The sequence below is a fragment of the Micropruina sp. genome (genome assembly GCF_047602085.1).
Classification (GTDB): Bacteria; Actinomycetota; Actinomycetes; order Propionibacteriales; family Propionibacteriaceae; genus Micropruina.
Genome location: NZ_JASGID010000004.1, coordinates 423,656 through 445,485, shown reverse-complemented (window position 1 = coordinate 445,485; position 21,830 = coordinate 423,656). Strand labels below are relative to the sequence as shown.

The window sequence follows — 21,830 nt, the reverse complement described above, 5'->3', positions numbered from 1 at the left end:
TAGTCCCGTGACGTTACCCACAGCCCCCGAACCGGTCTGACATTTCTGTCAGTGGCCGTTCGTAGGGTGAAGGCACAGTCAACGAACAGGCACTGGCCGCATCAGGAAGGACCAGACACATGGCGATTGCAGATCGCGAGAAGGCGCTCGAGGCGGCCCTCGCCCAGATCGAGAAGCAGCACGGCAAGGGGTCCGTCATGCGGCTCGGCGAAGACGTCCGGCAGCCGATGGAGGTGATTCCCACCGGCTCCATCGCCCTCGACGTTGCCCTCGGCATCGGCGGCTTGCCCCGCGGACGCGTGGTCGAGATATACGGCCCGGAGTCGAGCGGCAAGACCACGGTGGCACTGCACGTCATCGCCAACGCTCAGGCGGCTGGCGGCATCTGCGCCTTCATCGACGCCGAACACGCTCTCGACCCCGATTACGCGGCTCGGTTGGGGGTCGACACCGATGCGCTGCTGGTCAGCCAGCCCGACAACGGTGAACAGGCGCTCGAGATCGCCGACATGCTGGTGCGCTCCGGTGCGCTATCGCTGATCGTGATCGACTCCGTCGCCGCGCTCACCCCCCGCGCCGAGATCGAGGGTGAGATGGGCGACAGTCACGTCGGCCTGCAGGCCCGGCTGATGAGCCAGGCGCTGCGCAAGATGACCGGTGCGCTGGCCGGCGCGGGCACTACCGCCATCTTTATCAATCAGTTGCGCGAAAAGATCGGTGTCATGTTCGGCTCGCCCGAGACCACCACCGGTGGGCGTGCGCTCAAGTTCTACTCGTCGGTGCGTCTCGACGTGCGGCGCATCGAAACGCTCAAGGACGGCTCCGACATGGTCGGTAACCGCACTCGGGTCAAAGTGGTCAAGAACAAGGTGGCCCCGCCCTTCAAGCAGGCCGAGTTCGACATTCTGTATGGCCAGGGCATCAGCCGCGAAGGCAGCCTGATCGACCTCGGTGTCGAAACCGGTCTGGTCCGCAAGGCGGGCGCCTGGTTCACCTATGAGGCCGACCAGTTGGGGCAGGGCAAAGAGAACGCCCGCAACTACCTCAAGAAGAACCCCGACGTGGCCGCCGAACTCGAATCGCGCATTCTCAAGCATCTGGGCATCGGTGCGGTCGGCGATGTGCCGGCCGGTATTGACCCGGTCACTGGTGAGGTCGCGTTCTGAGCCGGTGGCAGCGTGCCGAGATGGCGGGGTCAGCCGACGGCCCGGATGCCGACCCCGTCACCGTCGCGCGCGAGATCGCGTTGCGGCTGCTCAGCGTCCGTGATCGCACCCGGCACGAGTTGCAGCAGGCGCTGGCCAAGAAACAGGTGCCGCCCGCTGCGGTGACCGAGGTGCTGGATCGGCTCACCGAGGTGGGCCTGATCAACGACCAGCGCTTCGCGGAGGTCTGGTTCGAGACCCAGCAGCGGCGGCAGCGATCCAGCCGGGTGCTCCGGCAGGAGTTGCGCACCAAAGGGGTCGACGTGCAGATCGTCGAGCAGGCAGCGGCGTCGGTCGACAGCGATGCAGACCTCGAGGCGGCCACGGCTCTGGTGGCGAAGCGGGTACGGGCGTTGCAGCGTCTGCCGTACGACGTGCGTTACCGCCGCTTGGCCGGCCAGTTGGCGCGGCGGGGGTTCAGTCCGGGGGTCATCTCGACAGTGCTGGGCGACCTGCCGCGTCAGTTCGACGACCAGACCGATGCCTTCGGCGCTTGAACCCGAACGCCGGTGCAGCCTGACGCGCCGGCAGCCAAGTGACCGCGATCGATCACCCGGCTGGGCACGCCATGCCGGCGCGGGCAAGCGAGATGGTTGCCAGATACGGCTCTCACAAGGTGTCGAGCTTGATAGTGGGGGCAGGTAGGCCTAACCTCACCTTCAGGTGTGTCAACGACTCATCAACCCATGCGATCGACTCTCTCAACGGGGTAAGAGCCCCACTGGTAATGGATGTTCCGTCCACCCCCGCGGCGGAGCGGGACGGCGATGAACGTACCGCGGTTCGGGCATCGCCTGATTGTCATGTTTGATAGGCACGTTAGGCGTACCCCTGTGTTCGTGACGACAGGAGGTATCCGATGGATCCCACGCAACAACTGCTTGTGATCGTCGCGGTGCTCGCTGTCGTGCTGATCGGCCTGACCATCGTCGTGGTGTCGATCCTGCGCAACCAGCAGCAGGCGCAAAAGCAGGCCGCCAGGCGTGTGGTCGAGCAAGAGAAGCAGGAACGCTCGCGGCTGCAGTCGTTGGTGGCTCGGGTCGATCCGATCGCGCGCAAGGCCGAGGGTGACGAGATCATCGCCACGGCCCGTGCCGAGGCCGAACGCATTCGGGCCGACGCCGAGCGCGTACGCAGCGAGGCCGACGGTGCCGTCCGGCTTGAGCGGGAGCGGGTCGACAAGCTTTTGGGAGAGGTCGAGCGCCGGGAACGCCGAGTCGCTGGGCGCGAAGATCAGCACGCCGGGTTGCAGCGCAAGCTCGACGAGCGGTTCGGCGACCTGGAGGTCACCCTGGCCGATCTTGAAGCCCGCCGCTCAGCACTCGACGAGGCAGAGGCGAACCAGCGCGACCAGCTTGCGCGGATCGCCGGCATGACCTCTGAAGAGGCGAAGGCCGACTTGCTGGCCCAGGTGGAGCACGAGGCTCGGCTGCACGCCGTGCAACTGAGTCGCGAGATCGAGTCCGAGGCACGGCGCGACGGCGAGCAGAAGGCTCGACAGATCATCGTCGGGGCAATCCAGCGGCTCGCTACCGAGCAGACGACCGAATCGGTGGTCACCACCGTACCGCTGCCCAGCGACGAGATGAAGGGCCGCATCATCGGTCGCGAGGGCCGCAACATCAGGGCCTTCGAGCAGACCACGGGCGTCAACGTGATGATCGACGACACCCCCGAGAGCGTGCTGCTTTCGTCGTTCGACCCGGTGCGGCGCGAGGTCGCCCGGCTCACCCTCACCGAGTTGGTCGCCGACGGACGAATCCATCCCGCACGCATCGAAGAGGTGTATGAGCGCAGCAAGCGCCGCATCGACGAGATCTGCCTGCGTGCCGCCGAAGACGCGGTCACCGAGGTGGGGCTCACCGACCTCGACCCCGGCCTGCTGCCCACCATCGGTGCCCTGCAGTACCGCACCAGCTACGGCCAGAATGTGCTCAAACACCTGGTCGAGTGCGCGCACCTGGCCGGGCTGATGGCGTCCGAACTGCAACTCGACCCGGCGATGGCCCGGCGCGCCGCCTTCTTGCACGACATCGGCAAGGCCCTCACCCACGAGGTGGAGGGGTCGCATGCGAAGGTTGGTGCCGACCTGGCGCGCCGGTTCGGCGAGCATCCCGACATCGTCAACGCCATCGAGGCCCACCACAACGAGGTTGAGCCCAAGACGGTGATCGCGGTGCTCACCCAGGCGGCCGACGCGATCAGCGGCGGACGCCCGGGGGCGCGTCGCGAAAGCCTTGAGGTGTACGTGAAAAGGCTGCAGCGGCTCGAAGAGATCGCCCGGGCGCACAAGGGCGTCGACAAGGTGTTCGCCATGCAGGCCGGACGTGAGATCAGGGTCATGGTGCAGCCCGAAACGGTGGACGACGCCGAGACCCACGTGATAGCCAAAGAGATTGCCAAGCAGGTCGAGGACGAACTCACCTACCCGGGCACGATCAAGGTCACCGTGGTGCGCGAATCACGGGTCACCGAGACCGCGCACTGAGGCTGCGAACCGCTGCCGGGCTCGTCGGTAGTGCTGACCAATCCGCTCATCGCTGGTTGAGCGTGTCGAAACCCGTTGCCGCGGCATGACTTCTGAGGTTTCGGCCTGCTTGATCAGGGATTGATGGGCGTGGCTGTGGGGGTGTGTTGATCAATGCGCTCATCGCTGGTTGAGCGTGTCGAAACCCGTTGCCGCGGCGTGATTTCTGAGGTCTCGACACGCTCGACCAGCGATGTCTGGCTGCAGGGCGCTCCGGGGCGAGCCGGCCGTGTCGCGGCTTACCCGGGCCGAGCCGGTAAGCTTGCCCGTCGAGATGACCAGCGACACGCAGCCCCGCACCTATCAGGTGATCACCTACGGGTGCCAGATGAACAACCACGACTCCGAACGGATCGCCGGGTTGCTCGAGAACGCCGGTTACGCACCGCAAGCCGACGGTGAGCCCGCCGACCTGGTGGTGTTCAACACCTGCGCGGTGCGCGAGAACGCCGACAACCGGCTGTACGGCAACCTGGGCCACCTGGCGCCGGTGAAGGCCGCGCACCCCGGTATGCAGATCGCGGTCGGCGGCTGCATGGCGCAAAAGGATCGCGACACGATCACCAACCGAGCGCCGTGGGTCGACGTGGTGTTCGGCACCCACAACATCGGCAAGCTGCCGATCCTGCTCGAACGGGCCCGGGTCGAGCAAGAGGCACAGGTCGAGATCGTCGAAGCGCTCGAGGCGTTCCCGTCCACCCTGCCGGCACGCCGCGAGTCGCCATACTCGGCCTGGGTGTCGATCAGCGTGGGCTGCAACAACACCTGCACTTTCTGCATCGTGCCGCAGTTGCGCGGCAAAGAGACCGACCGTCGGCCCGGCGACATCCTGGCCGAGATTCGTGCCCTGGTCGACGACGGGGTGCAAGAGATCACCCTGCTTGGTCAGAACGTGAACTCCTACGGTGTCGAGTTCGGCGACCGGCTGGCGTTCGGCAAGCTGCTGCGGGCCTGCGGCACCATTGACGGGCTGGAACGCGTCCGGTTCACCTCGCCGCACCCCGCTGCGTTCACCGACGACGTGATCGAGGCTATGGCCGAGACTCCCAACGTGATGCCCAGCCTGCACATGCCCCTGCAATCTGGCTCTGACAAAGTGTTGCGAGCCATGCGTCGGTCGTATCGCTCGGAGCGCTATCTGGGCATTATCGAGCGCGTGCGGGCCGCCATGCCGCACGCCGCCATCACCACCGACATCATCGTGGGCTTTCCCGGCGAAACCGAGGCCGACTTCGAAGAGACCCTGCGCGTGGCCGAGGAGTCTCGGTTCGCGGCGGCCTTCACTTTTCAGTACTCGATTCGCCCCGGCACGCCAGCGGCGACGATGCCCGACCAGGTGCCCAAGCAGGTTGTGCAGCAGCGCTACGAGCGGCTGGTCGACCTGGTCGGCGACCTGGCCTGGCAAGAAAACCAGAAGCTGATCGGCCATGAGGTCGAGGTGATGTTCGCCGCCGGCGAGGGCCGCAAGGACGCCGCCACAGCGCGAGTGTCAGGACGGGCCCGCGATAACCGGCTGGTGCACGTGACTGTTCCGGACGGCGCCGAGCGGCCCCGCCCGGGCGATCTGGGCACCGCCACGATCAGCTATGCCGCGCCGCACCATCTCGTGGCAGACGGGGGGCTGGCGAATCTGCGCCGCACCCGTGGCGGCGATGCCTGGGACGCCCGCAACACCCCCCAAAAACGGATGGTGGGGCTGGGCCTGCCCACACGCCTGGCAACCCCGGCTGTCTGACCGGGTCGGCGCGCCTGGCAGTACCTGAACGACCGCGACGCACCCATGGCGCCCCCGTCGGTTGCTAGGGTCGGTGCCCGATCGAGAAGGGCCGAACATGGTGGTTATGGCGGGCTGGCTGTACGTCGTAGTGGTGATTGCGGTGATCGTGGGTGTCGCCGCGACGGTTCAGGGGCGGGTGCCGCCCCCGGCGGGCAGGTTGATGTGGGGCGGCGTTGGGTTGCTGGCCCTCGGCCAGCTTTGGTCTGTGGTGAGCTCGATGGTCGCTGCGCAGTTGAGGCCCTTGGCGTTGAGCTATCAGGTCGTCGCACTGGTGGGCGGAGTCGTGCACTTGGCGGCCGTGGTGCTGTTGCTGCTGGCGATCGGTCGGGCCGCCGGTGCGTTCGCCGGGAGTGGATACCCAGGCAAGGGACGCCCCTCCCATGGGCCGCAGTACCCAGTCGCCGGCCCACTGTCAGGCATGAGCGGACAACCCCACGACCCGGGGCAGCCGTCCTACCCGGGGCAGTCGCCGTACCCGGGGCAGTCGCCCTACCCGGGCCAGCCGTCCTACCCGGGCCAGCAGGGCGCGGCATCAATGCAGTTGCCAGCTGATGCCCTCGGAGTCACCCAGCCGATGGACGGATCCAGCCCCATCGTGCCTGAGCGTGGTTGGCCCCAGGGCCCTGCACCGAGTGCTGGCGAACGGAACTGATCCGGTACTCGCCGCGCGGGCACCCCGCACGGTGCAAGGCTGGGTGGGCCAGTTCCCGTCATGAATGCGACAACTTTGTGGAATGACAACCGTTGTATACCGCTGTTCCACCAGCCAGGGAAGCACTGACTCTTCGTTGGTCGAGCCTGTCGAGACCTCGGTTGGTGTGCCCTCACTAGGAGTTTCGACCAGCTCGACGAGCGAGGGTTGCGCTGCTCAGCACTGCTCGAGCCTGTCGAAACCCCCTGCCAGAGCCGCACATTCGAGGTCTCGACAGGCTTGACCAACGAAAATCGGCGTTGTTGGGTGCGGCGAGGGCAGTGGCTTCGAGTGGACGGTGACGGCCGTGCGGTGCAGCCCCTCCGGACGTGCGGATGGGGCCGCACTCCACGAGTCCGGCCCCATCGGTTAGATAGCTGTGTCGTTCGACGATCGATCGATCAGCTCTGCGGATCGTCCTGGCCCGACTGGGCGCGGAGCTGCTCCTTCAGAAAGTCCTGTGCCTGATCGACTTGGCTCGCGTACTTTCCGTCCGTCTTCGAGTCGATGAGGTCACCACCTTGCTCGATGGCGCTCTCGATCTGATCTTCGTGGCCGGAAATCGCGCCCTTGATCGTGTCGACGATGTCCATTCGGCCCCTTTCTCTCGGACGTCCGGTGCGTGCCCGGCTAGGGACCATTCTTACTCTCTCGGGGGCTCAGAGCCAAGGGGTTGGACGCACTGGGGCACAATGACTGGGTGGCGACTCCGGTGCTGGTGCTCAACGGCCCCACGGCCAGCGGAAAGACCGCCCTGGCGGTGCGCGTGGCCCAGTTGCTGCAGGCCTCCGGACGGCCCGCCGAGATCGTCAATGCCGATTCGATGCTGGTCTACCGGGGCATGGACATCGGCACCGCCAAGCCAACGCTCGCCGAGCGGGGTGGCATCACCCACCATCTGATCGACGTGCTCGAGATCACCGACACCGCGAGCGTGGCCGACTTTCAGCGACTCGCCCGCGATGCCATCGCCGACTGCCGCAACCGCGGGGTGACTCCGATTCTGGTGGGCGGGTCGGCGCTGTACGTGCATGCCATCCTCGACCGGTTCGACTTTCCCGGCACCGACCCGGTGGTGCGGGCGCGGCTTGAGACCGAGCTGAGCGAGGTGGGGCCGACAGAACTGCATAGCCGGCTGATCCGGCTGGCTCCTGAGGCGGCGGCCGAGATTCTGCCGGGCAACGGACGGCGGATCGTCCGAGCCCTCGAGGTGCTGGAATTGACCGGCACCTGGCGGGCCAGCCTGCCCGAGTGGAGCTACGCCGTCGACGAGGTACGGCAGTGGGGCCTGGAACTGCCACGGGAGCTGCTCGACGAACGCATCGACGCCCGGGTCGATCGCATGTGGGCCGACGGGCTGCTGTCCGAGGTGCGCACGTTGACGGCCCGGGGGCTGCGGGAGGGTCGCACCGCGTCGCGCGCACTGGGCTACCGGCAGTTGCTGGCGCATCTCGACGGAACGCTGACTGAACAACAGGCCAAGGAGCAGACGATCTCCGGCACCCGCCGGTTCGCCCGCAAACAACTGGGCTGGTTTCGGCGTGACCCGCGCGTCGAGTGGCTGCCCGCGCTGCAGGACGGGCTGGCGGAGCGCATCGTCGCCGCGCTGTGACAGTCGGCTGTTGTTCGGTGGGCAGCCCACCATGGTGTGCTGAGTCGAGTGCCACCCTCAGCACCCGATCTGGAGCACTATTCGACGGGGTGACCGGGGTGGCGTGCTGCCGGGCTCTGAGTTCGACGAGTGCGGCGGCGCCAGCACCATCGAGCTGGGGCAGCCCGGCCGACTGTCCCGGTCGCCCGCGGTGACCTGCCACGGCCGTCGTTGGCCTTCTCGCCCGAGACCGCCTTGCCGTGGCGAACCGCCGTCGTGCAGCGCCAGGCGAGCGCCGATCAAGAAGGTTCTTGCGGCTGCGATATGCGGGTTGGGGGAGCAGATCCGCTGACCTGCGGCGAGCCATTCATCGGCACCGGTTTGACCCGCGCCGCCGGCTGCGGTGGAATTCTCCAGATGCTCGCCTTCGCCAAGGGCCACGGAACGCTCAACGACTTCGTGTGCTTCAGCGACCCCGAAGGTCGGCTGCAGCTCACCGATGACCAGTTGCGCTACCTCTGCGACCGCCGGGCCGGCATCGGCGGCGACGGCACGCTGCGGGCCGTCCGAGCCCGGCATGTGCCCGGGTATGAGCGGTACGGAGACACCTGGTTCATGGACTACCGCAACGCCGACGCCTCGATCGCCGAAATGTGCGGCAACGGGCTGCGGGTGTTCTTGCGGCATCTGCTCGAGGAGCACCTGATCGACGGCCAGCCGGTCGACATCGCGACCAGGGCCGGACTGCTGCATGGGGAGTTTCTGCCCGACGGCGAGATCAGGATCAGCATGGGTCGGCCGACGATCGCCGAGGCGCAGGTGCGGGTGACCGCCGGCGGGCGGGCCTTCGCGGCTGCTGTCGTCGACGTGGGCAACCCGCATGCGGCGGTCGTGCTGGCACCCGGTGAGCTCGACGGCATCGACCTGGATCACGAACCCGGCTACCCGCACGAGGTCTACCCCAACCGGGCGAACGTCGAGTTCATCGAGCCCGTCGGGCCACACCACGTGCGCATGCGGGTTTGGGAACGGGGTGTGGGCGAGACCTTCTCGTGCGGAACCGGCACAGTGGCGACGGCGCTCGCCGCGGCGGCGTCGGTGGGGGAGTGCGAGGGCCGCTGGCGCGTCGATCCGCCCGGCGGCTCGTTGTGGGTCGACCTGACCCCCCATCAGGCATACCTCACCGGGCCCGCCGTGATCGTGGCGCGTGGCAAGGTGAAGCTGTGACCGACCTGCCCTACGACGACACCGAAGACCCTGAGGCCCAGAACTACGACGGCGATCAACTCGAGCTGGCCGAGCGGCTCTCGCTGCGCCGGGTCGCCGGCATGTCGACCCAGTTGGCCGACATCACCGAGGTTGAGTACCGCGAACTGCAGCTCGAACGGGTGGTTCTGGTCAGCGTCTGGACCTCTGGCACCCAGGCCGACGTCGACAACGCGGTGGCCGAACTGAGGCTGCTCGCCGAGACAGCGGGGTCACAGGTGCTGGAGGCCCTTGTGCAACGCCGCAGCCATCCCGACCCGGCCACCTTCATCGGCCGCGGCAAGGTCGACGAACTGCGCGAGGTGGTGATCGCCACCGGCGCCGACACGGTGATCTGCGACGGCGAACTCGAGCCCGCGCAACTGCGCAACCTGGAGGACCGGGTCGGGGTCAAGGTGATCGACCGCACCGCGCTGATTCTCGACATCTTCGCCCAACACGCCAAGAGTGCCGAGGGCAAGGCGCAGGTAGAACTTGCCCAGTTGCAGTACCTGCGGCAACGTTTGCGCGGCTGGGGCGGCAACCTGTCGCGCCAGGCCGGTGGACGGGCGGCCGGCGGCGCCGGGATCGGTGGGCGCGGCCCCGGTGAAACCAAGATCGAGACCGACCGTCGGCGCATTCGCACCCGGATCTCGGTGCTGCGCAAACGCCTTCGTGAGATGGACGCGGTGCGTGCCACCAAGCGTCAGGAGCGGCAACGCAACGAGGTGCCGTCGGTGGCCATCGTGGGCTATACCAACGCCGGCAAGTCGTCTCTGCTGAACCGGCTCACCGGGGCCGGCGTGCTGGTCGAGAACGCCCTGTTCGCCACCCTCGACCCCACCACCCGGCGCTCCGAGAGCGCCGACGGCCGGGTCTACACGCTCACCGACACGGTGGGTTTTGTGCGGCACCTGCCGCACGACCTGGTCGAGGCGTTCCGCTCGACCCTGGAAGAGTCGGTGCTGGCCGACCTGCTGCTGCACATCGTGGACGGCTCCGACGCCGACCCGCAGGGCCAGATCAAGGCGGTGCACACAGTGCTCGCCGAGATCGGCGCGGCCCACATCGCCGAACAACTGGTGATCAACAAGATCGACTTGGCCCAGCCGCACGCGCTCATGGTGCTGCGCTCGCAGTACCCCGACGCCCTGTTCGTGTCGGCCCGTACCGGCGCCGGCATCGACGAGTTGAAGCAGCGCATCGAACAACGCCTGCCCCGTCCGGCCGTCGAGGTGCGAGTGCTGTTGCCCTATGAACGCGGCGACCTGGTGAACAAGGTTCACACCAGTGGCGAGATCGTCAGCCTTGAGCACACCGGCGAGGGCACCGCACTGACCGCCCGGGTGAACCAGGGACTGGCCGGTGAACTCGAGCCGTATCGACGCTGACCACCGCGACAGGGCTTCGCCCGCCGCTTCCCGGTGGTACGGCGTCCGCCCATAGCCGCGAAGGACATCAGCTCTTCCCCACGTTGAGGAAGCGCTGATTTTTCGTTGGTCGAGCGTGTCGAGACCTCGAACGGAGTGCTCTCGCTAGGGGTTTCGACGTAGCTCAACCAGCGGTAGGCGCATTGATCAGCGCTACCGGCGGAACCTCTATGCATGAATGTGACAGCCCCGGTCGGCGCCGGCCCAATGCCGGATCGGCGACCCCAGCCCGGCTCGTCGGCGACGGGCAACGTCCGAGGCCGTGGGGCGGCGGGGCTGGCCCGATGCTGTCGGGGTTGGGCGGTAGGTTGAAGCGGTGCCCGAGATCGACCTGACCGAAGCGATTCTTGCCGCGGCCGTCCAGGGCATTGACGGGGCGCAGCGCCCGGGTCAGCATCAGATGGCCGCTGCGGTGGCCGAGTCGTTGGCCGGGGGTGATCACCTGCTCGTGCAGGCCGGCACCGGCACCGGCAAGTCGCTGGGCTACCTGGCGCCAGCACTGGCCCACCTCGTGCAGGCACCCGGCGACCGCGTCGTGGTGGCCACGGCCACGTTGGCGCTGCAATCGCAACTGGCCCGCAAAGACATTCCCACCGCCCTGGCTGCCTGTGAACAGGTGACCGGCACCTCGGTCAGCCACGCCGTGCTCAAGGGCCGCACGAACTACGCGTGCCTGTACCGCGTGCGCGACGGGCTGGGTCTCGAGCAGGAGTCACTGATCGGTGGGGCCGAGCTGGCCGAGGCGCTCACCGTCGGAGCAGCAGACGCTGCCTCGAAGGTGGGTGCCGAGGTGGTAGCCCTGCGCGAGTGGATCGAGGGCCAGGCCCGCAGCAAGGGCCTCGCCGACCGCGACGACGCTCCGAGCCACGGCAACCAGTCGTGGACCCAGGTGTCGATCCCGGTGCGCGAATGCCTCGGTGCACAACGATGCCCGTACGGCGGCGAGTGTTTCGTGGAGCGTTCCCGTGACCGCGCCCGGGCGGCCCAACTGGTGGTCACCAATCACGCCCTGCTGGCCATCGACGCCATGCATGGCGGCACCGCGCTGCCCGAGCATGACGCGGTGATCATCGACGAGGCCCACGAGCTGGTTAGCCGGGTCACCGGTGCAGCCTCCCACGAGCTCAGCCCCCAAACGGTCGAGCGGGTCGCCAAGCGCTGCCTGCCCTGGCTGGAGGACGAGTTGGGGCTGGAGTTCCTCGACTCGGCCGACGCGCTCAAGACGGCCCTCGACGACGCTCCGCTCGACCGGGTCGAAGACCCCGACAGCGCCCTGGGCGTGGTGCTGCGACTGGTGCGCGACATCGTCCGCCGGGTGGTGTCGGCGCTGGCCGGTGACGAGTCCGACAACGACCGCAAGCAGGCGGCCGCCGCGGCCAAGGAGATCTTCGACATCGCCGGCCAACTCGCGGCGATGGCCCCGCACGACGTGGTCTGGGTGTCGGAACGCGAACGGTTCGGACGCCAGGTGAACCAGTCGCCACTGTCGGTGGCCCCGCTGATGCGGGACGGCATCTTCGCCAAGCGTCCGGTGGTGCTCACCTCTGCCACCCTCACCGTGGGGGGCAGCTTCGACGCCGTCGCGGCCTCTGTCGGTCTCAATGAACCGTCCCAGCGCGACGGCGACGCCGATCCCGAGCCGGCACGGTGGCGCGGCATCGACGTGGGCTCACCCTTCGACTACCGGCGCCAGGGCATTCTCTACGTGGCTCGGTCGCTGCCGCCGCCGGGTCGTGACGGCATTGGCCCCGACACCCTCGCCGAGGTCGCGGAACTGCTGTGGGCCGCCGGTGGACGAACCCTGGGGCTGTTCGCCTCGCAGCGGGCCGCCGAGGCCGCCGCCGTGCACTGCCGCCGAGAACTGCCCGATCTCACCATCCTGTGCCAAGGCGACGCCCAGTTGGGCGAACTGACCAGGAGATTCGTGGCCGAGCCCGCCACCAGCCTGTTCGGCACCCTGTCGCTGTGGCAGGGCGTCGACGTGCCGGGCGATACCTGCCGGCTGGTGATCATCGACAAGATCCCTTTCCCGCGGCCCGACGAGCCGCTGCTGCAGGCCCGGCAGCGGTCGGTGGCCGAACGGGGCGGAAACGGCTTCATGGCGGTGGCGGCTACCCACGCGGCGCTGCTGCTGGCACAGGGGTCGGGCCGGCTGATCCGTCGAGTCACCGATCGGGGCGTCGTTGCGGTGCTTGACCCGCGCCTGGTGACCGCCCGCTACGGCAGCTTTCTGCGGGCCTCCATGCCCGACTTCTGGCCCACCACCGATCGCGAGGCGGCGATCGGCGCCCTACGCCGGCTGGGCGAAGGGGAGGTCTCGTGACTGGGGACGTGCTGATCAATGCGCCCACCGTTGGTTGAGGGTGTCGAAATCCATGGCCGCAGCGGTGGGTCGGGGGTCTCGACGAGCTCGACCAGCGGGAGGTCAGTGTTCTGCTCGTGAATGGCTGGTTTCGTTGGTTGAGCGTGTCGAAACCTCTAGTCAGAGCTCTTCGTATGAGGTCTCGACGAGCTCGACCGGCGAGAGGTCAGTGTTCTGCTCGTGAATGGCTGGTTTCGTTGGTTGAGCCTGTCGAAACCCCTAGTCAGAGCTCTCCGTATGAGGTCTCGACAAGCTCGACCAGCGAGAGATCAGCCGTTCCCTAGCGCACGGTGATGATGGTTGTGGCGCGCGAGGCGGCCAGCGATGAGGTGCCGAAATAGCGCACCGTGATGGTATGCCGTCCGGCGGTGCGGAACACGGGGTAGCGCAGCCGGGCGGTGCCGTTCTTCAGCACAACCGTGCCGACGGCCACGCCGTCGCGGTAGAACCGCACCCGGCCGGAAGGCTTCCGTGCAGTCACAGCACGGCTCAGGGTTGCCGTCACCGCCACCTTGGTGCGGGCCCGCTTGACCGTGGTGGTCGAGAGGGTGAGCCGCGTGGTCGTGGCCGCCTTCACGACCCGGTAGCCGAACCGGCTGGTCCGGCTGGCGCTACCGTCGCTGAACCGCACGGTGACGGTGCGTGTGCCGATGGTGCGAGTAGAAAAGCCACTGAGTGCAGCGCGGCCGGTGACCACGGTGGTGTAGCGGCCCTTGGTGTAGTCCGCCCGCACCACCAAGCCGGTAGTGCTCAGCCGTTCGCCCACCTAGTAGGTGCGCGTGTTCGGTGCCGTCACCCGTAGTCCGGTCAGTTTCGGCAGGCTCGGGGCCTTGGCGAGCAGTGCGCGATAGGCCGAGGTTACAGAAAAGATCGATGCGACACCGGTGGCGGCGGCGGCGACCGAACTGCTGCGCAACGGACCCCGTCCGGCGCCCTTGAGGTTGGGGTAAGCCAGGTTGGCGTGGCGCTTGATCGACCACGATCGTCCGGACTTCTCCTGCACCAGCACCGTGGCCGCCTCGAACAGCACCGAGGCGATGCGCAAATGGGAGGAGTCCGAGATCAGGCTGTAGCTGGTGTAGGCGGGGGCGCGGGCCAGCAGTGCCATGGTGTGCGTGGCATTACCGAGGCTGCTGAACGACCGGGTCTCGGTGATCAGTCGCTTGGCGGCGATTCCCTTGGCGCGCAGCCAGCGATAGCCGGCCTTCGCCTCGGTAACACCGTTGCGGGCGGCTCCGCCGCTGATCAACACGGTGGCCGTGGGGTAGGTTTTGGATGCCTTCACAGCCAGGGCCAGCCGGCGCTTGAATTTGGTGCCCACCGTGCCGCGGCTGGTCAGCGCCGAACCCAGTACGACGAAGACGTGACCGGTCTTGGGCAGGCCGGCCGGAACCGAAGTGTTCATCGTCATGGACTTGTTGATCGTGGCCCAGGTATTCAGAAGGCCTGACCACAGCCGTCCGTCGCGGGCGGATCGCGCTGTGATAGTGCCGACCATCAGCTTGCGCAGGGCCGTCTGATCCTTGGCCAGGTAGTAGATGGCTTGGGCCTTCAACTGGCTCATCGACACGCCGTCCGCGGCGCGGGTGGGCGCGGGTACCACGAGTGCGGACGTGCCGAACATCATGGTGGCCAGTGCCAGCAGCACCACGACCGCCCGCGGGTGCACGCTTGTCATGCGAACTCCTGAGACTCATCTGATCGACGGCGCTTTCGTGCACGCGGTCCGGCAGACCGGCGGATTTCGGCCGCACTGGGGGGTACAGGCAGTCTGCAACACGATTTGTGCTTGTCACAGTTTGGTTGAGAGTTCGGTGGTGAAAGGTCGAGTGTTGCTCGAGAGGGCATCTGTTCTCCCGAGCAGTATCACCAGACCGATAGGCTCCGGGCGCCGACGCAGTGTTGGGCGGCCACGTGTGCGGCAAGCTCCCGAGGTGACCAGATCTGAACGCGGCGGCGCGTGTGGCGACTACACCCGGCGCAGCACGGCGACGACCTTGCCCAGAATGGACGCCTGATTGCCGTCGATCGGCTGGTAGGCCGAGTTGTGGGGCAACAGCCAGACCTGTCCGTCGGTGCGCTTGAACGTCTTCACTGTGGCCTCGTCTTCGAGCAATGCCGCCACGATGTCGCCGTTGTTGGCGGTGGGCTGCTGCCGTACCACCACGAAGTCACCGTCGCAGATGGCCGCCTCGATCATTGAGTCGCCCTTGACCTCGAGCAAGAACAGAGTGCCCTCACCGACTAGCTGCTTGGGCAGCGGAAACACGTCCTCCACCCGCTCCTCGGCCAAGATCGGGCCGCCGGCGGCGATGCGTCCGACCACGGGCACGTTGACCGCCTCGGGCAGCGCGTCGTTGATGCCGGTGATGTCGACGAACTCCTGATCGGGCTGCTGCGACGGCTCGGCGGCGGATTCGGTGGCCTTGGCCACCGACCCGGGCAGACGCACCTCCATGGCGCGTGGACGGTGCGGGTCACGCCGCAGATACCCCTTGGCCTCGAGCGCGCGCAATTGGTGCGACACGCTGGACGGCGACGCCAGGCCGGCCGCCTCACCGATCTCGCGAATCGTCGGCGGGTAGCCACGCGTGCTCACCGCCAGGTGAATCAACTCGAGAATGCGACGCTGCCGCGGGGTCAGCCCCTCGGTGTCGGCCGGACCGTCCGGCAACTGGGCGATCTTGGCCATCTCCAGTTGTTGGGCGACCTCGGCATTGCTCGGGCGGCCCACGCTCATCTTTGGGGGCTGCTTGGGCGGACGCCCGCGCCGGGGCGTCTTGTCGAAAGGATTTCTGCCAGCCATGAAAGGAACAGTAGAGAATCGAACAACAAGATTCAAACATGCGTTCGAGCGTGTCGCGAGGAGTGTGTGCGAGGGAGCGTCGAATCTGGCTCGTCGAGCGCGGCCAGACCTGGGAACTGACTCTCGGCTACGAGCTTTCGACCAGCCCGGCCAGCGATGGTCGCGTTGATGGCGATTCTCCGGGGGCGGTGTTGTCGGTGACCTCACTTCCAGGCGCCGCTGGTTCTGGCCGGTGGGCGCTGGTTTCGCACGGTACTTCTCCTCGGCCTCGACCCAGCCGCTCGGTTCCGGCGGCGCCTGGTGGGCCAGCGTTGGTTGGGTGCTCCACCGGGGAGTGCGCACGGGGGTTCGGCGACCGCTGAATCGACGGCCCCGGCGCAACGCCCGCGAGCGCAGGCGGGGAGGCAACGAGCCGCGGCTGGATGCCTACGGGTGTGTGTCGTGCCAGCTTTCAGAAACTGTCAGACCCCCCTGGTCAACTGGAACCAGGTCGCGACACGCTGGGTACGTCTGTACGAATAGAGCTTGCGCGCCGTGCGATTGCAGGGTAAGAATGGGGATCGAACATATGTTCGAGAAAGGGAGTGCGAGATGAGCGCGATGCTGGTTGAGGCGATTCGTGGTGATGAGGCGATGACTGCTCCGGCGACCACTCGTCCACGCTGGCGGCATGTTCCGCAGACGCGGGGACCGGTCGCTCGCCCCCTGCATCCGGGGGCGCCGGGAGGTCGGCCGGCCATGGGCACTGCCGCGCCGCTGGTGCGGGTGGTGCGCAGCGCGGCCCCGGTGGCTGGCCGTGGTCTGCAACTGACCCGGCGTGGCCTGGTCGTGGTGATGGCCCTGTTCCTGACGACGGTGGCCGCCGCAACGATCACGGCCGTCGGCGCGTTCCTGTCGGTCTCGAACAGCCCGGTCGATGCCGGGCAGGGCTCAGCAATAGGCGTCGCCCGGGGCTGAGTGAGTTCCTGGCGAGCCGCCGGCGGTGGCGTGGTTGCTGTCTTGTGCACCGGCCTCGCGGGCCCGCTCTCTGCCGGAGTGTCGTCGATCAATCGCTCGGCGCATCGTCGCTGAGCGCTGTTGCATCGTGCTCACTGGAGGCATATTCTCTAGATGTAGTAGTTACAGCCTTGTGGTTCATCCACAGATTGTGGTTCTTTCCACAGTGATGTCCACAGCCAGTGCACATGGTGTTCCACAGGGGCGCCACCATCGATGCAGAGGGGTTCGCCGCATGTACTGCCCGTACTGCCGTCACACCGACTCGCGGGTGCTCGACTCCCGGGTCGCCGACGACGGTGCTGCGATCCGCCGGCGTCGCCAGTGTCCCTCGTGTGAACGGCGCTTCACCACGTTGGAGCAGATGCAACTCGTGGTGGTGAAACGCTCCGGCGTCGCCGAGCCCTTCTCGCGCGAGAAGGTGGTCAGTGGGGTGCGCAAGGCGTGCAAGGGCCGACCGGTTTCGGAGGCCGACCTGGCCCGGCTCGGCCAGCAGGTCGAGGAGTGCCTGCGCGCCAGCGGCCAAGCCGCGATTCCCGCCGACGAGGTCGGGCTCGCGATTCTGGGCCCGCTCAGCACGCTCGACGCGGTGGCGTACCTGCGCTTCGCGTCGGTGTACAAGCACTACTCATCGGTCGACGACTTCGAGGCCGAGATCGAAAACCTCCGCAAACAACTGCTCCCCGCGCGCTGAGCGCGGCCACACCACCTGAAGGAAAGGCACCATAATGACCGAAACTGCACGGGCCTCGGGTCGGCGCTCCAGCAAGCCCTCCGGCCTGACAGTCGGGCGCGTGTTCACCACCGAGGGAGTCCACCCCTACGACCAGGTCACGTGGGAGAACCGCGATGTCGTGCAGACAAACTGGAAGACCGGTGAGACGGTCTTCGAGCAGCGCGGTGCCGAGTTTCCCGACTTCTGGAGCGTCAACGCGTCCACGATCGTCACCACCAAATACTTCCGCGGCGCGGTGAACACTCCCGCTCGCGAGACCAGCCTGCGTCAGTTGATCGATCGGGTAGTCACCACCTACCGCCGTGCCGGCGAGGCGAACGGCTATTTCGCCACCGAGGCCGACGCCGAGATCTTCGAACACGAACTCGCCTGGATGCTGCTGCACCAGTACTTCAGCTTCAACTCGCCGGTGTGGTTCAACGTCGGCACCAAGAGCCCGCAGCAGGTCAGTGCCTGCTTCATTCTGAGTGTCGACGACTCGATGGACTCGATCCTGAATTGGTACAAAGAAGAGGGCTTCATCTTCAAGGGCGGTTCGGGAGCCGGGCTTAACCTGTCGCGCATTCGCTCCAGCAAAGAACTGTTGTCCTCAGGCGGCACCGCCTCAGGCCCGGTCAGCTTCATGCGGGGTGCCGACGCCTCGGCCGGAACGATCAAGTCCGGCGGCGCCACCCGGCGCGCGGCCAAGATGGTGGTGCTCGACGTCGACCACCCCGACATCGAGGAGTTCATCGAGACCAAGGCCCGCGAAGAAGACAAGATCCGCGCCCTGCGCGACGCCGGTTTCGACATGGACCTGGGCGGCCGTGACATCGTCAGCGTGCAGTACCAGAACGCCAACAACTCGGTTCGGGTGACCGACGAGTTCATGGGGGCAGTCGAGGCGGGCGGCGAGTTCGGGCTGCGCGCCCGCAAGACCGGCGAGGTGATCGAGACGGTCGACGCCCGGTCGCTGTTCGACAAGATGGCCAAGGCCGCCTGGGAGTGCGCCGATCCCGGCATTCAGTACGACGACACCATCAACGCCTGGCACACCAATCCCGAGACCGGACGCATCACGGCGTCCAACCCGTGCTCGGAGTACATGAGCCTCGACAACAGCTCCTGCAACCTGGCCAGCCTCAACCTGCTGAAGTTCCTGCGCGACGACGACAGCTTCGACGTGCCCAATTTCGTCAAGGCGGTCGAACTGGTAATCACCGCCATGGACATCAGCATTTGCTTCGCTGACTTTCCGACCGAGTCGATCGGGCAGACCACCCGCGACTACCGCCAGTTGGGCATCGGGTACGCCAACCTGGGCGCCCTGCTGATGGCGGTCGGGCGCGGCTACGACTCCGCGGGCGGACGTGCCCTGGCCGCCGGCATCACCTCGCTGATGACCGCCACCAGCTACCGTCGCTCGGCCGAACTGGCCGGCATCGTCGGGCCCTACAACGGTTATGCCCGCAACGCCAGCGCCCACCAGAAGGTGATGCGCAAGCACCAGGCGGCCAACGACGAGGTGCGCACCCTCACCGAGCTCGACAGCTCCGTGCATGAGGCCGCTACCCGTGAGTGGGCTTCGGTGGTCGCGCTGGGTGCCGGCAACGGCTTCCGTAACGCGCAGGCTTCGGTGCTGGCGCCCACCGGGACCATCGGCTTCATGATGGACTGCGACACCACCGGCATCGAGCCCGACTTCTCGCTGGTCAAGTTCAAGAAGTTGGTCGGCGGCGGCTCGATGCAGATCGTCAACCAGACCATTCCGCGGGCACTGAAGGGGCTCGGCTACACCGAAGAGACCAGCGAGGCGATCGTCGAGTACATCGCCGAGCACGGCCACGTGGTGAATGCGCCGGGCCTGAAGACTGAGCACTACGAGGTCTTCGACACCGCGATGGGTGAGCGGGCGATCAAGCCGATGGGCCACGTCCGGATGATGGCGGCGGCCCAGCCGTTCCTGTCCGGCGCCATCTCCAAGACGGTCAACCTGCCCGAGACGGCCACCGTCGAAGAGATCGCCGAGGTCTACCTGCAGGGCTGGAAGCTCGGTCTGAAGGCGCTCGCCGTCTACCGCGACAACTGCAAGGTCGGCCAGCCGCTGTCCGACGCCAAGAAGAAGGAAGAGCCGGCCGCAGTAGAGGCCGCGCCGAAGCCTGAGGTGCGGGTCGAGTACCGGCCCCGCCGGCAGCGCCTGCCCAAGTCGCGGGCCAGCCGGACGACCTCGTTCGCAGTGGGCGGCGCCGAGGGCTACATGACCGCCGGTGCCTACGACGACGGACGCCTCGGCGAGGTCTTCCTGAAGCTCGGCAAGCAGGGCTCGACCCTGGCCGGCGTGATGGACGCCTTCTCGATCGCGATCTCGATCGCGCTGCAGTACGGCGTCCCGTTGGAGAGCTACGTGCAGAAGTTCACCAACATGAAGTTCGAGCCGGCCGGCATGACCGACGACGCCGACATCCGGATGGCACAGTCGATCATCGACTACATCTTCCGGCGGCTGGCGCTCGACTACCTGTCCTTCGACGAGCGCGCCGAGCTGGGCATCTACACCTCGGCCGAGCGGGCCCGCTACGTCGAGACCGGCTCGTACATCTCCGAGGAGGACGAGGCGAACCTGATCGAGTCCGAGGCGCTGAAGAACGACGCCGGCGACGACGTCCGGGTGCACGAAGAGGGGCCGATCCAGCCGGCACTGGTCGAGGCCCGGCCGCATTCGACTGCCGAGGTGCTGGAGAAGATCTCCGGCATGGCGATCGACGCGCCGCTATGCCTCACCTGCGGCACCAAGATGCGGCGCAGCGGCAGCTGCTACATCTGCGAGGGCTGCGGCAGCACCAGCGGCTGCAGCTGAAGTCTGGCGGGGCGGGGTGAGGGATGGTTCCCTCACCCCGCCCCGCTGTTTCAGGGCTGAGCGAGTGCGGCCCAGGTTGGTCGAGCTTGTCGAGACCCAACTCGTTGTTGGCAAGGGGGTTTCGGCAAGTTCCACCCGCGAGTGTCGGCTAGCCCGAGCGGCGAGCTTCGGCAAGCTCCGTCCGCCAGTTGTCGGCTAGCCCGAGCGGCGAGCCTCGGCAAGTTCAACCCGCGAGTGCGGGCAAAGCCGACAACGCCCGGTTCAGCGCGTCTCGGATTCAAGACGAGCGCCGATGTGGTCTCGCGGGTTCCGGGTCAGCGGTGTGACATGGGATGAGGATTTTCGTCTCTCTGGAGGAGCTGTGACCGCGTTGCCGACCGCACCCCGCCCCGTCGATCCGGGGCACGTATCGTTCGACAGGATGTGGGCCGAGTTGGCGCCGGTCGGACGGCATGCCGCGACCGGCGGTTACCGGCGGTTCGCCTGGACGAGTGAGGACGGCACGCTGCGGGAGTGGTTCGTCGCCGAGGCCGCCCGGCGGGGGCTCGACGTGGTCACCGACCGGGTGGGCAATCTGTGGGCGTGGCGGGGAGATCCGGACGCCGCGGCAGCCGCGGGTACGCCCGGACTGGTGCTCGGCTCCCACCTCGATTCGGTTCCCGATGGCGGGGCCTTCGACGGTCCGTTGGGCGTGGTGTCGTCGTTCGCCGCCTTCGATCAACTCGACGCCGCGGGCTTCCAGCCTGACCGTCCGCTGGGCATCGCGTGCTTCGGAGACGAGGAGGGCGCCCGGTTCGGGATCGCCTGCGCCGGCTCGCGGCTGCTCACCGGGGCGATGACGTCCGAGCGTGGCCTGGCCCTGACCGACGCCGACGGCACCACCATGGCGGACGCGATGCGTGCCGGTGGGCACGACCCTGCAGTAGTCGGCCGTGACGAGGAGACCCTGCGCCGGATCGGCACCTTCCTCGAACTACACGTCGAACAGGGTCGTGCGCTCGGCGACCCCGGCCATCCCGCCGAGGGAGCGGTTGCGGTCGGCTCGTCGATCTGGCCGCACGGCCGCTGGCGCTTCGACCTCGAGGGACGGGCCGATCATGCCGGCACCACCCGGCTGGAGGACCGCGACGACCCGATGCTGATCGCCGCCGAGGTGATCCAGCAGGCTCGGGCCTCCGCGCAGAGCCACGGCTGCGTCGCCACGGTCGGAAAGCTCCGGGTGCTGCCCAACGGGGTCAACGCGATCCCGTCGCTGGTGCAGACCTGGCTGGACGCCCGCGGTGCCGACGCGCGCGCCGTCCGGAACACGGTCAGCCATCTCGCCAGCACGGTCGGCCGGACCGCCATCGAAGAGTCTTGGACCGACGCCACGGACTTCGACGCCCCGCTGGTTCGCCGACTCTCCGAACTGCTCGACGGGGCGCCCGTGCTGGCCACCGGTGCCGGCCACGACGCCGGCATCCTCGCCACCGCCGGCGTCCGGACCGGAATGCTCTTCGTCCGGAATCCCACCGGCATCTCGCACTCGCCCGACGAGCACGCCGAGACCGACGACTGCCACGCCGGCGTGGACGCACTGGCACGGGTGGTCGAAGACCTGGCAGGAGAGCCTGCATGATCAGGATGCC

At 67.4% G+C, this 21,830-nt stretch carries 17 protein-coding genes; 13 read left to right on the top strand and 4 right to left on the bottom strand.

The genetic code is table 11. The annotated features are described in order from the left end of the window. The first annotated feature begins 119 nt into the window (after positions 1–119). From recA to QM721_RS08370, 5 genes are all read left to right on the top strand, one after another. Entirely contained in the window at positions 120–1,166 is a 1,047-nt protein-coding gene (gene recA / locus QM721_RS08390; RefSeq protein WP_415120869.1) for a recombinase RecA, read from the top strand. Positions 1,167–1,186: 20 nt separating this feature from the next. Continuing rightward, positions 1,187–1,702, top strand: coding sequence for a regulatory protein RecX (locus QM721_RS08385; RefSeq protein WP_415120867.1), 516 nt, complete (start codon positions 1,187–1,189; stop codon positions 1,700–1,702). 362 nt (positions 1,703–2,064) lie between these two features. Next, positions 2,065–3,693, top strand: a complete 1,629-nt coding sequence (gene rny, locus QM721_RS08380) for a ribonuclease Y (protein WP_415120865.1) — start codon at positions 2,065–2,067, stop codon at positions 3,691–3,693. 313 nt (positions 3,694–4,006) lie between these two features. Further along, positions 4,007–5,467 carry a tRNA (N6-isopentenyl adenosine(37)-C2)-methylthiotransferase MiaB gene (gene miaB / locus QM721_RS08375; protein WP_415120862.1) on the top strand — a complete coding sequence of 487 codons (1,461 nt, stop codon included), beginning with the start codon at positions 4,007–4,009 and terminating at the stop codon, positions 5,465–5,467. Positions 5,468–5,564: 97 nt separating this feature from the next. Further along, complete coding sequence (locus QM721_RS08370; protein WP_415120860.1) at positions 5,565–6,161, top strand: hypothetical protein; 597 nt, start codon at positions 5,565–5,567, stop codon at positions 6,159–6,161. Positions 6,162–6,601: 440 nt separating this feature from the next. Here the strand turns inward: QM721_RS08370 and QM721_RS08365 are convergent, their stop codons facing one another. Further along, positions 6,602–6,793 carry an antitoxin gene (locus QM721_RS08365; protein ID WP_415120858.1) on the bottom strand — a complete coding sequence of 64 codons (192 nt, stop codon included), beginning with the start codon at positions 6,791–6,793 and terminating at the stop codon, positions 6,602–6,604. 89 nt (positions 6,794–6,882) lie between these two features. On the opposite strand from QM721_RS08365, the gene miaA reads away from it, so the two are divergent. From miaA to QM721_RS08345, 4 genes are all read left to right on the top strand, one after another. Then, positions 6,883–7,812, top strand: a complete 930-nt coding sequence (miaA, locus tag QM721_RS08360) for a tRNA (adenosine(37)-N6)-dimethylallyltransferase MiaA (RefSeq protein ID WP_415121065.1) — start codon at positions 6,883–6,885, stop codon at positions 7,810–7,812. A gap of 396 nt (positions 7,813–8,208) precedes the next feature. Beyond that, positions 8,209–9,018, top strand: a complete 810-nt coding sequence (dapF, locus tag QM721_RS08355) for a diaminopimelate epimerase (protein ID WP_415120856.1) — start codon at positions 8,209–8,211, stop codon at positions 9,016–9,018. Further along, positions 9,015–10,427 carry a GTPase HflX gene (hflX, locus tag QM721_RS08350; protein ID WP_415120854.1) on the top strand — a complete coding sequence of 471 codons (1,413 nt, stop codon included), beginning with the start codon at positions 9,015–9,017 and terminating at the stop codon, positions 10,425–10,427. Before dapF ends, hflX begins: the two co-directional genes overlap by 4 nt. Positions 10,428–10,866: 439 nt before the next feature. Continuing rightward, positions 10,867–12,789: an ATP-dependent DNA helicase gene (locus QM721_RS08345; protein WP_415121063.1), complete on the top strand. Its 1,923-nt coding sequence runs from the start codon at positions 10,867–10,869 to the stop codon at positions 12,787–12,789. A gap of 319 nt (positions 12,790–13,108) precedes the next feature. On the opposite strand, the gene QM721_RS08340 is transcribed toward QM721_RS08345, so the two are convergent. The 3 genes from QM721_RS08340 to lexA form a co-directional block, all read right to left on the bottom strand. Beyond that, complete coding sequence (locus QM721_RS08340; protein WP_415120852.1) at positions 13,109–13,594, bottom strand: Ig-like domain-containing protein; 486 nt, start codon at positions 13,592–13,594, stop codon at positions 13,109–13,111. After that, positions 13,595–14,506, bottom strand: a complete 912-nt coding sequence (locus QM721_RS08335) for a YdcF family protein (protein ID WP_415120850.1) — start codon at positions 14,504–14,506, stop codon at positions 13,595–13,597. Positions 14,507–14,797: 291 nt separating this feature from the next. Further along, positions 14,798–15,568, bottom strand: coding sequence for a transcriptional repressor LexA (lexA, locus tag QM721_RS08330; RefSeq protein WP_415120848.1), 771 nt, complete (start codon positions 15,566–15,568; stop codon positions 14,798–14,800). An 804-nt stretch (positions 15,569–16,372) separates the two neighbouring features. Between lexA and QM721_RS08325 the strand changes: the two genes are divergently transcribed. From QM721_RS08325 to QM721_RS08310, 4 genes are all read left to right on the top strand, one after another. After that, positions 16,373–16,591 carry a hypothetical protein gene (locus QM721_RS08325; protein WP_415120846.1) on the top strand — a complete coding sequence of 73 codons (219 nt, stop codon included), beginning with the start codon at positions 16,373–16,375 and terminating at the stop codon, positions 16,589–16,591. 274 nt (positions 16,592–16,865) lie between these two features. After that, positions 16,866–17,324, top strand: coding sequence for a transcriptional regulator NrdR (nrdR, locus tag QM721_RS08320; protein WP_415120844.1), 459 nt, complete (start codon positions 16,866–16,868; stop codon positions 17,322–17,324). Positions 17,325–17,358: 34 nt separating this feature from the next. Beyond that, positions 17,359–20,202 carry a vitamin B12-dependent ribonucleotide reductase gene (locus QM721_RS08315; protein WP_415120842.1) on the top strand — a complete coding sequence of 948 codons (2,844 nt, stop codon included), beginning with the start codon at positions 17,359–17,361 and terminating at the stop codon, positions 20,200–20,202. A gap of 361 nt (positions 20,203–20,563) precedes the next feature. Then, entirely contained in the window at positions 20,564–21,820 is a 1,257-nt protein-coding gene (locus QM721_RS08310; RefSeq protein WP_415120840.1) for an allantoate amidohydrolase, read from the top strand. The last annotated feature ends 10 nt before the right edge of the window (positions 21,821–21,830 follow it).

Excerpts from the sequence above, each read along its gene's own strand:
- QM721_RS08345 (WP_415121063.1), top strand. The coding sequence starts at position 10,867 with ATGGCCGCTGCGGTGGCCGAGTCGTTGGCCGGGGGTGATCACCTGCTC.
- rny (WP_415120865.1), top strand. The coding sequence starts at position 2,065 with ATGGATCCCACGCAACAACTGCTTGTGATCGTCGCGGTGCTCGCTGTC.
- miaB (WP_415120862.1), top strand. The coding sequence starts at position 4,007 with ATGACCAGCGACACGCAGCCCCGCACCTATCAGGTGATCACCTACGGG.
- QM721_RS08325 (WP_415120846.1), top strand. The coding sequence starts at position 16,373 with ATGGGCACTGCCGCGCCGCTGGTGCGGGTGGTGCGCAGCGCGGCCCCG.
- lexA (WP_415120848.1), bottom strand. The coding sequence starts at position 15,568 with ATGAGCGTGGGCCGCCCGAGCAATGCCGAGGTCGCCCAACAACTGGAG.
- QM721_RS08370 (WP_415120860.1), top strand. The coding sequence starts at position 5,565 with ATGGTGGTTATGGCGGGCTGGCTGTACGTCGTAGTGGTGATTGCGGTG.
- QM721_RS08365 (WP_415120858.1), bottom strand. The coding sequence starts at position 6,793 with ATGGACATCGTCGACACGATCAAGGGCGCGATTTCCGGCCACGAAGAT.
- recA (WP_415120869.1), top strand. The coding sequence starts at position 120 with ATGGCGATTGCAGATCGCGAGAAGGCGCTCGAGGCGGCCCTCGCCCAG.
- dapF (WP_415120856.1), top strand. The coding sequence starts at position 8,209 with ATGCTCGCCTTCGCCAAGGGCCACGGAACGCTCAACGACTTCGTGTGC.
- QM721_RS08385 (WP_415120867.1), top strand. The coding sequence starts at position 1,187 with ATGGCGGGGTCAGCCGACGGCCCGGATGCCGACCCCGTCACCGTCGCG.
- QM721_RS08315 (WP_415120842.1), top strand. The coding sequence starts at position 17,359 with ATGACCGAAACTGCACGGGCCTCGGGTCGGCGCTCCAGCAAGCCCTCC.
- nrdR (WP_415120844.1), top strand. The coding sequence starts at position 16,866 with ATGTACTGCCCGTACTGCCGTCACACCGACTCGCGGGTGCTCGACTCC.
- QM721_RS08335 (WP_415120850.1), bottom strand. The coding sequence starts at position 14,506 with ATGACAAGCGTGCACCCGCGGGCGGTCGTGGTGCTGCTGGCACTGGCC.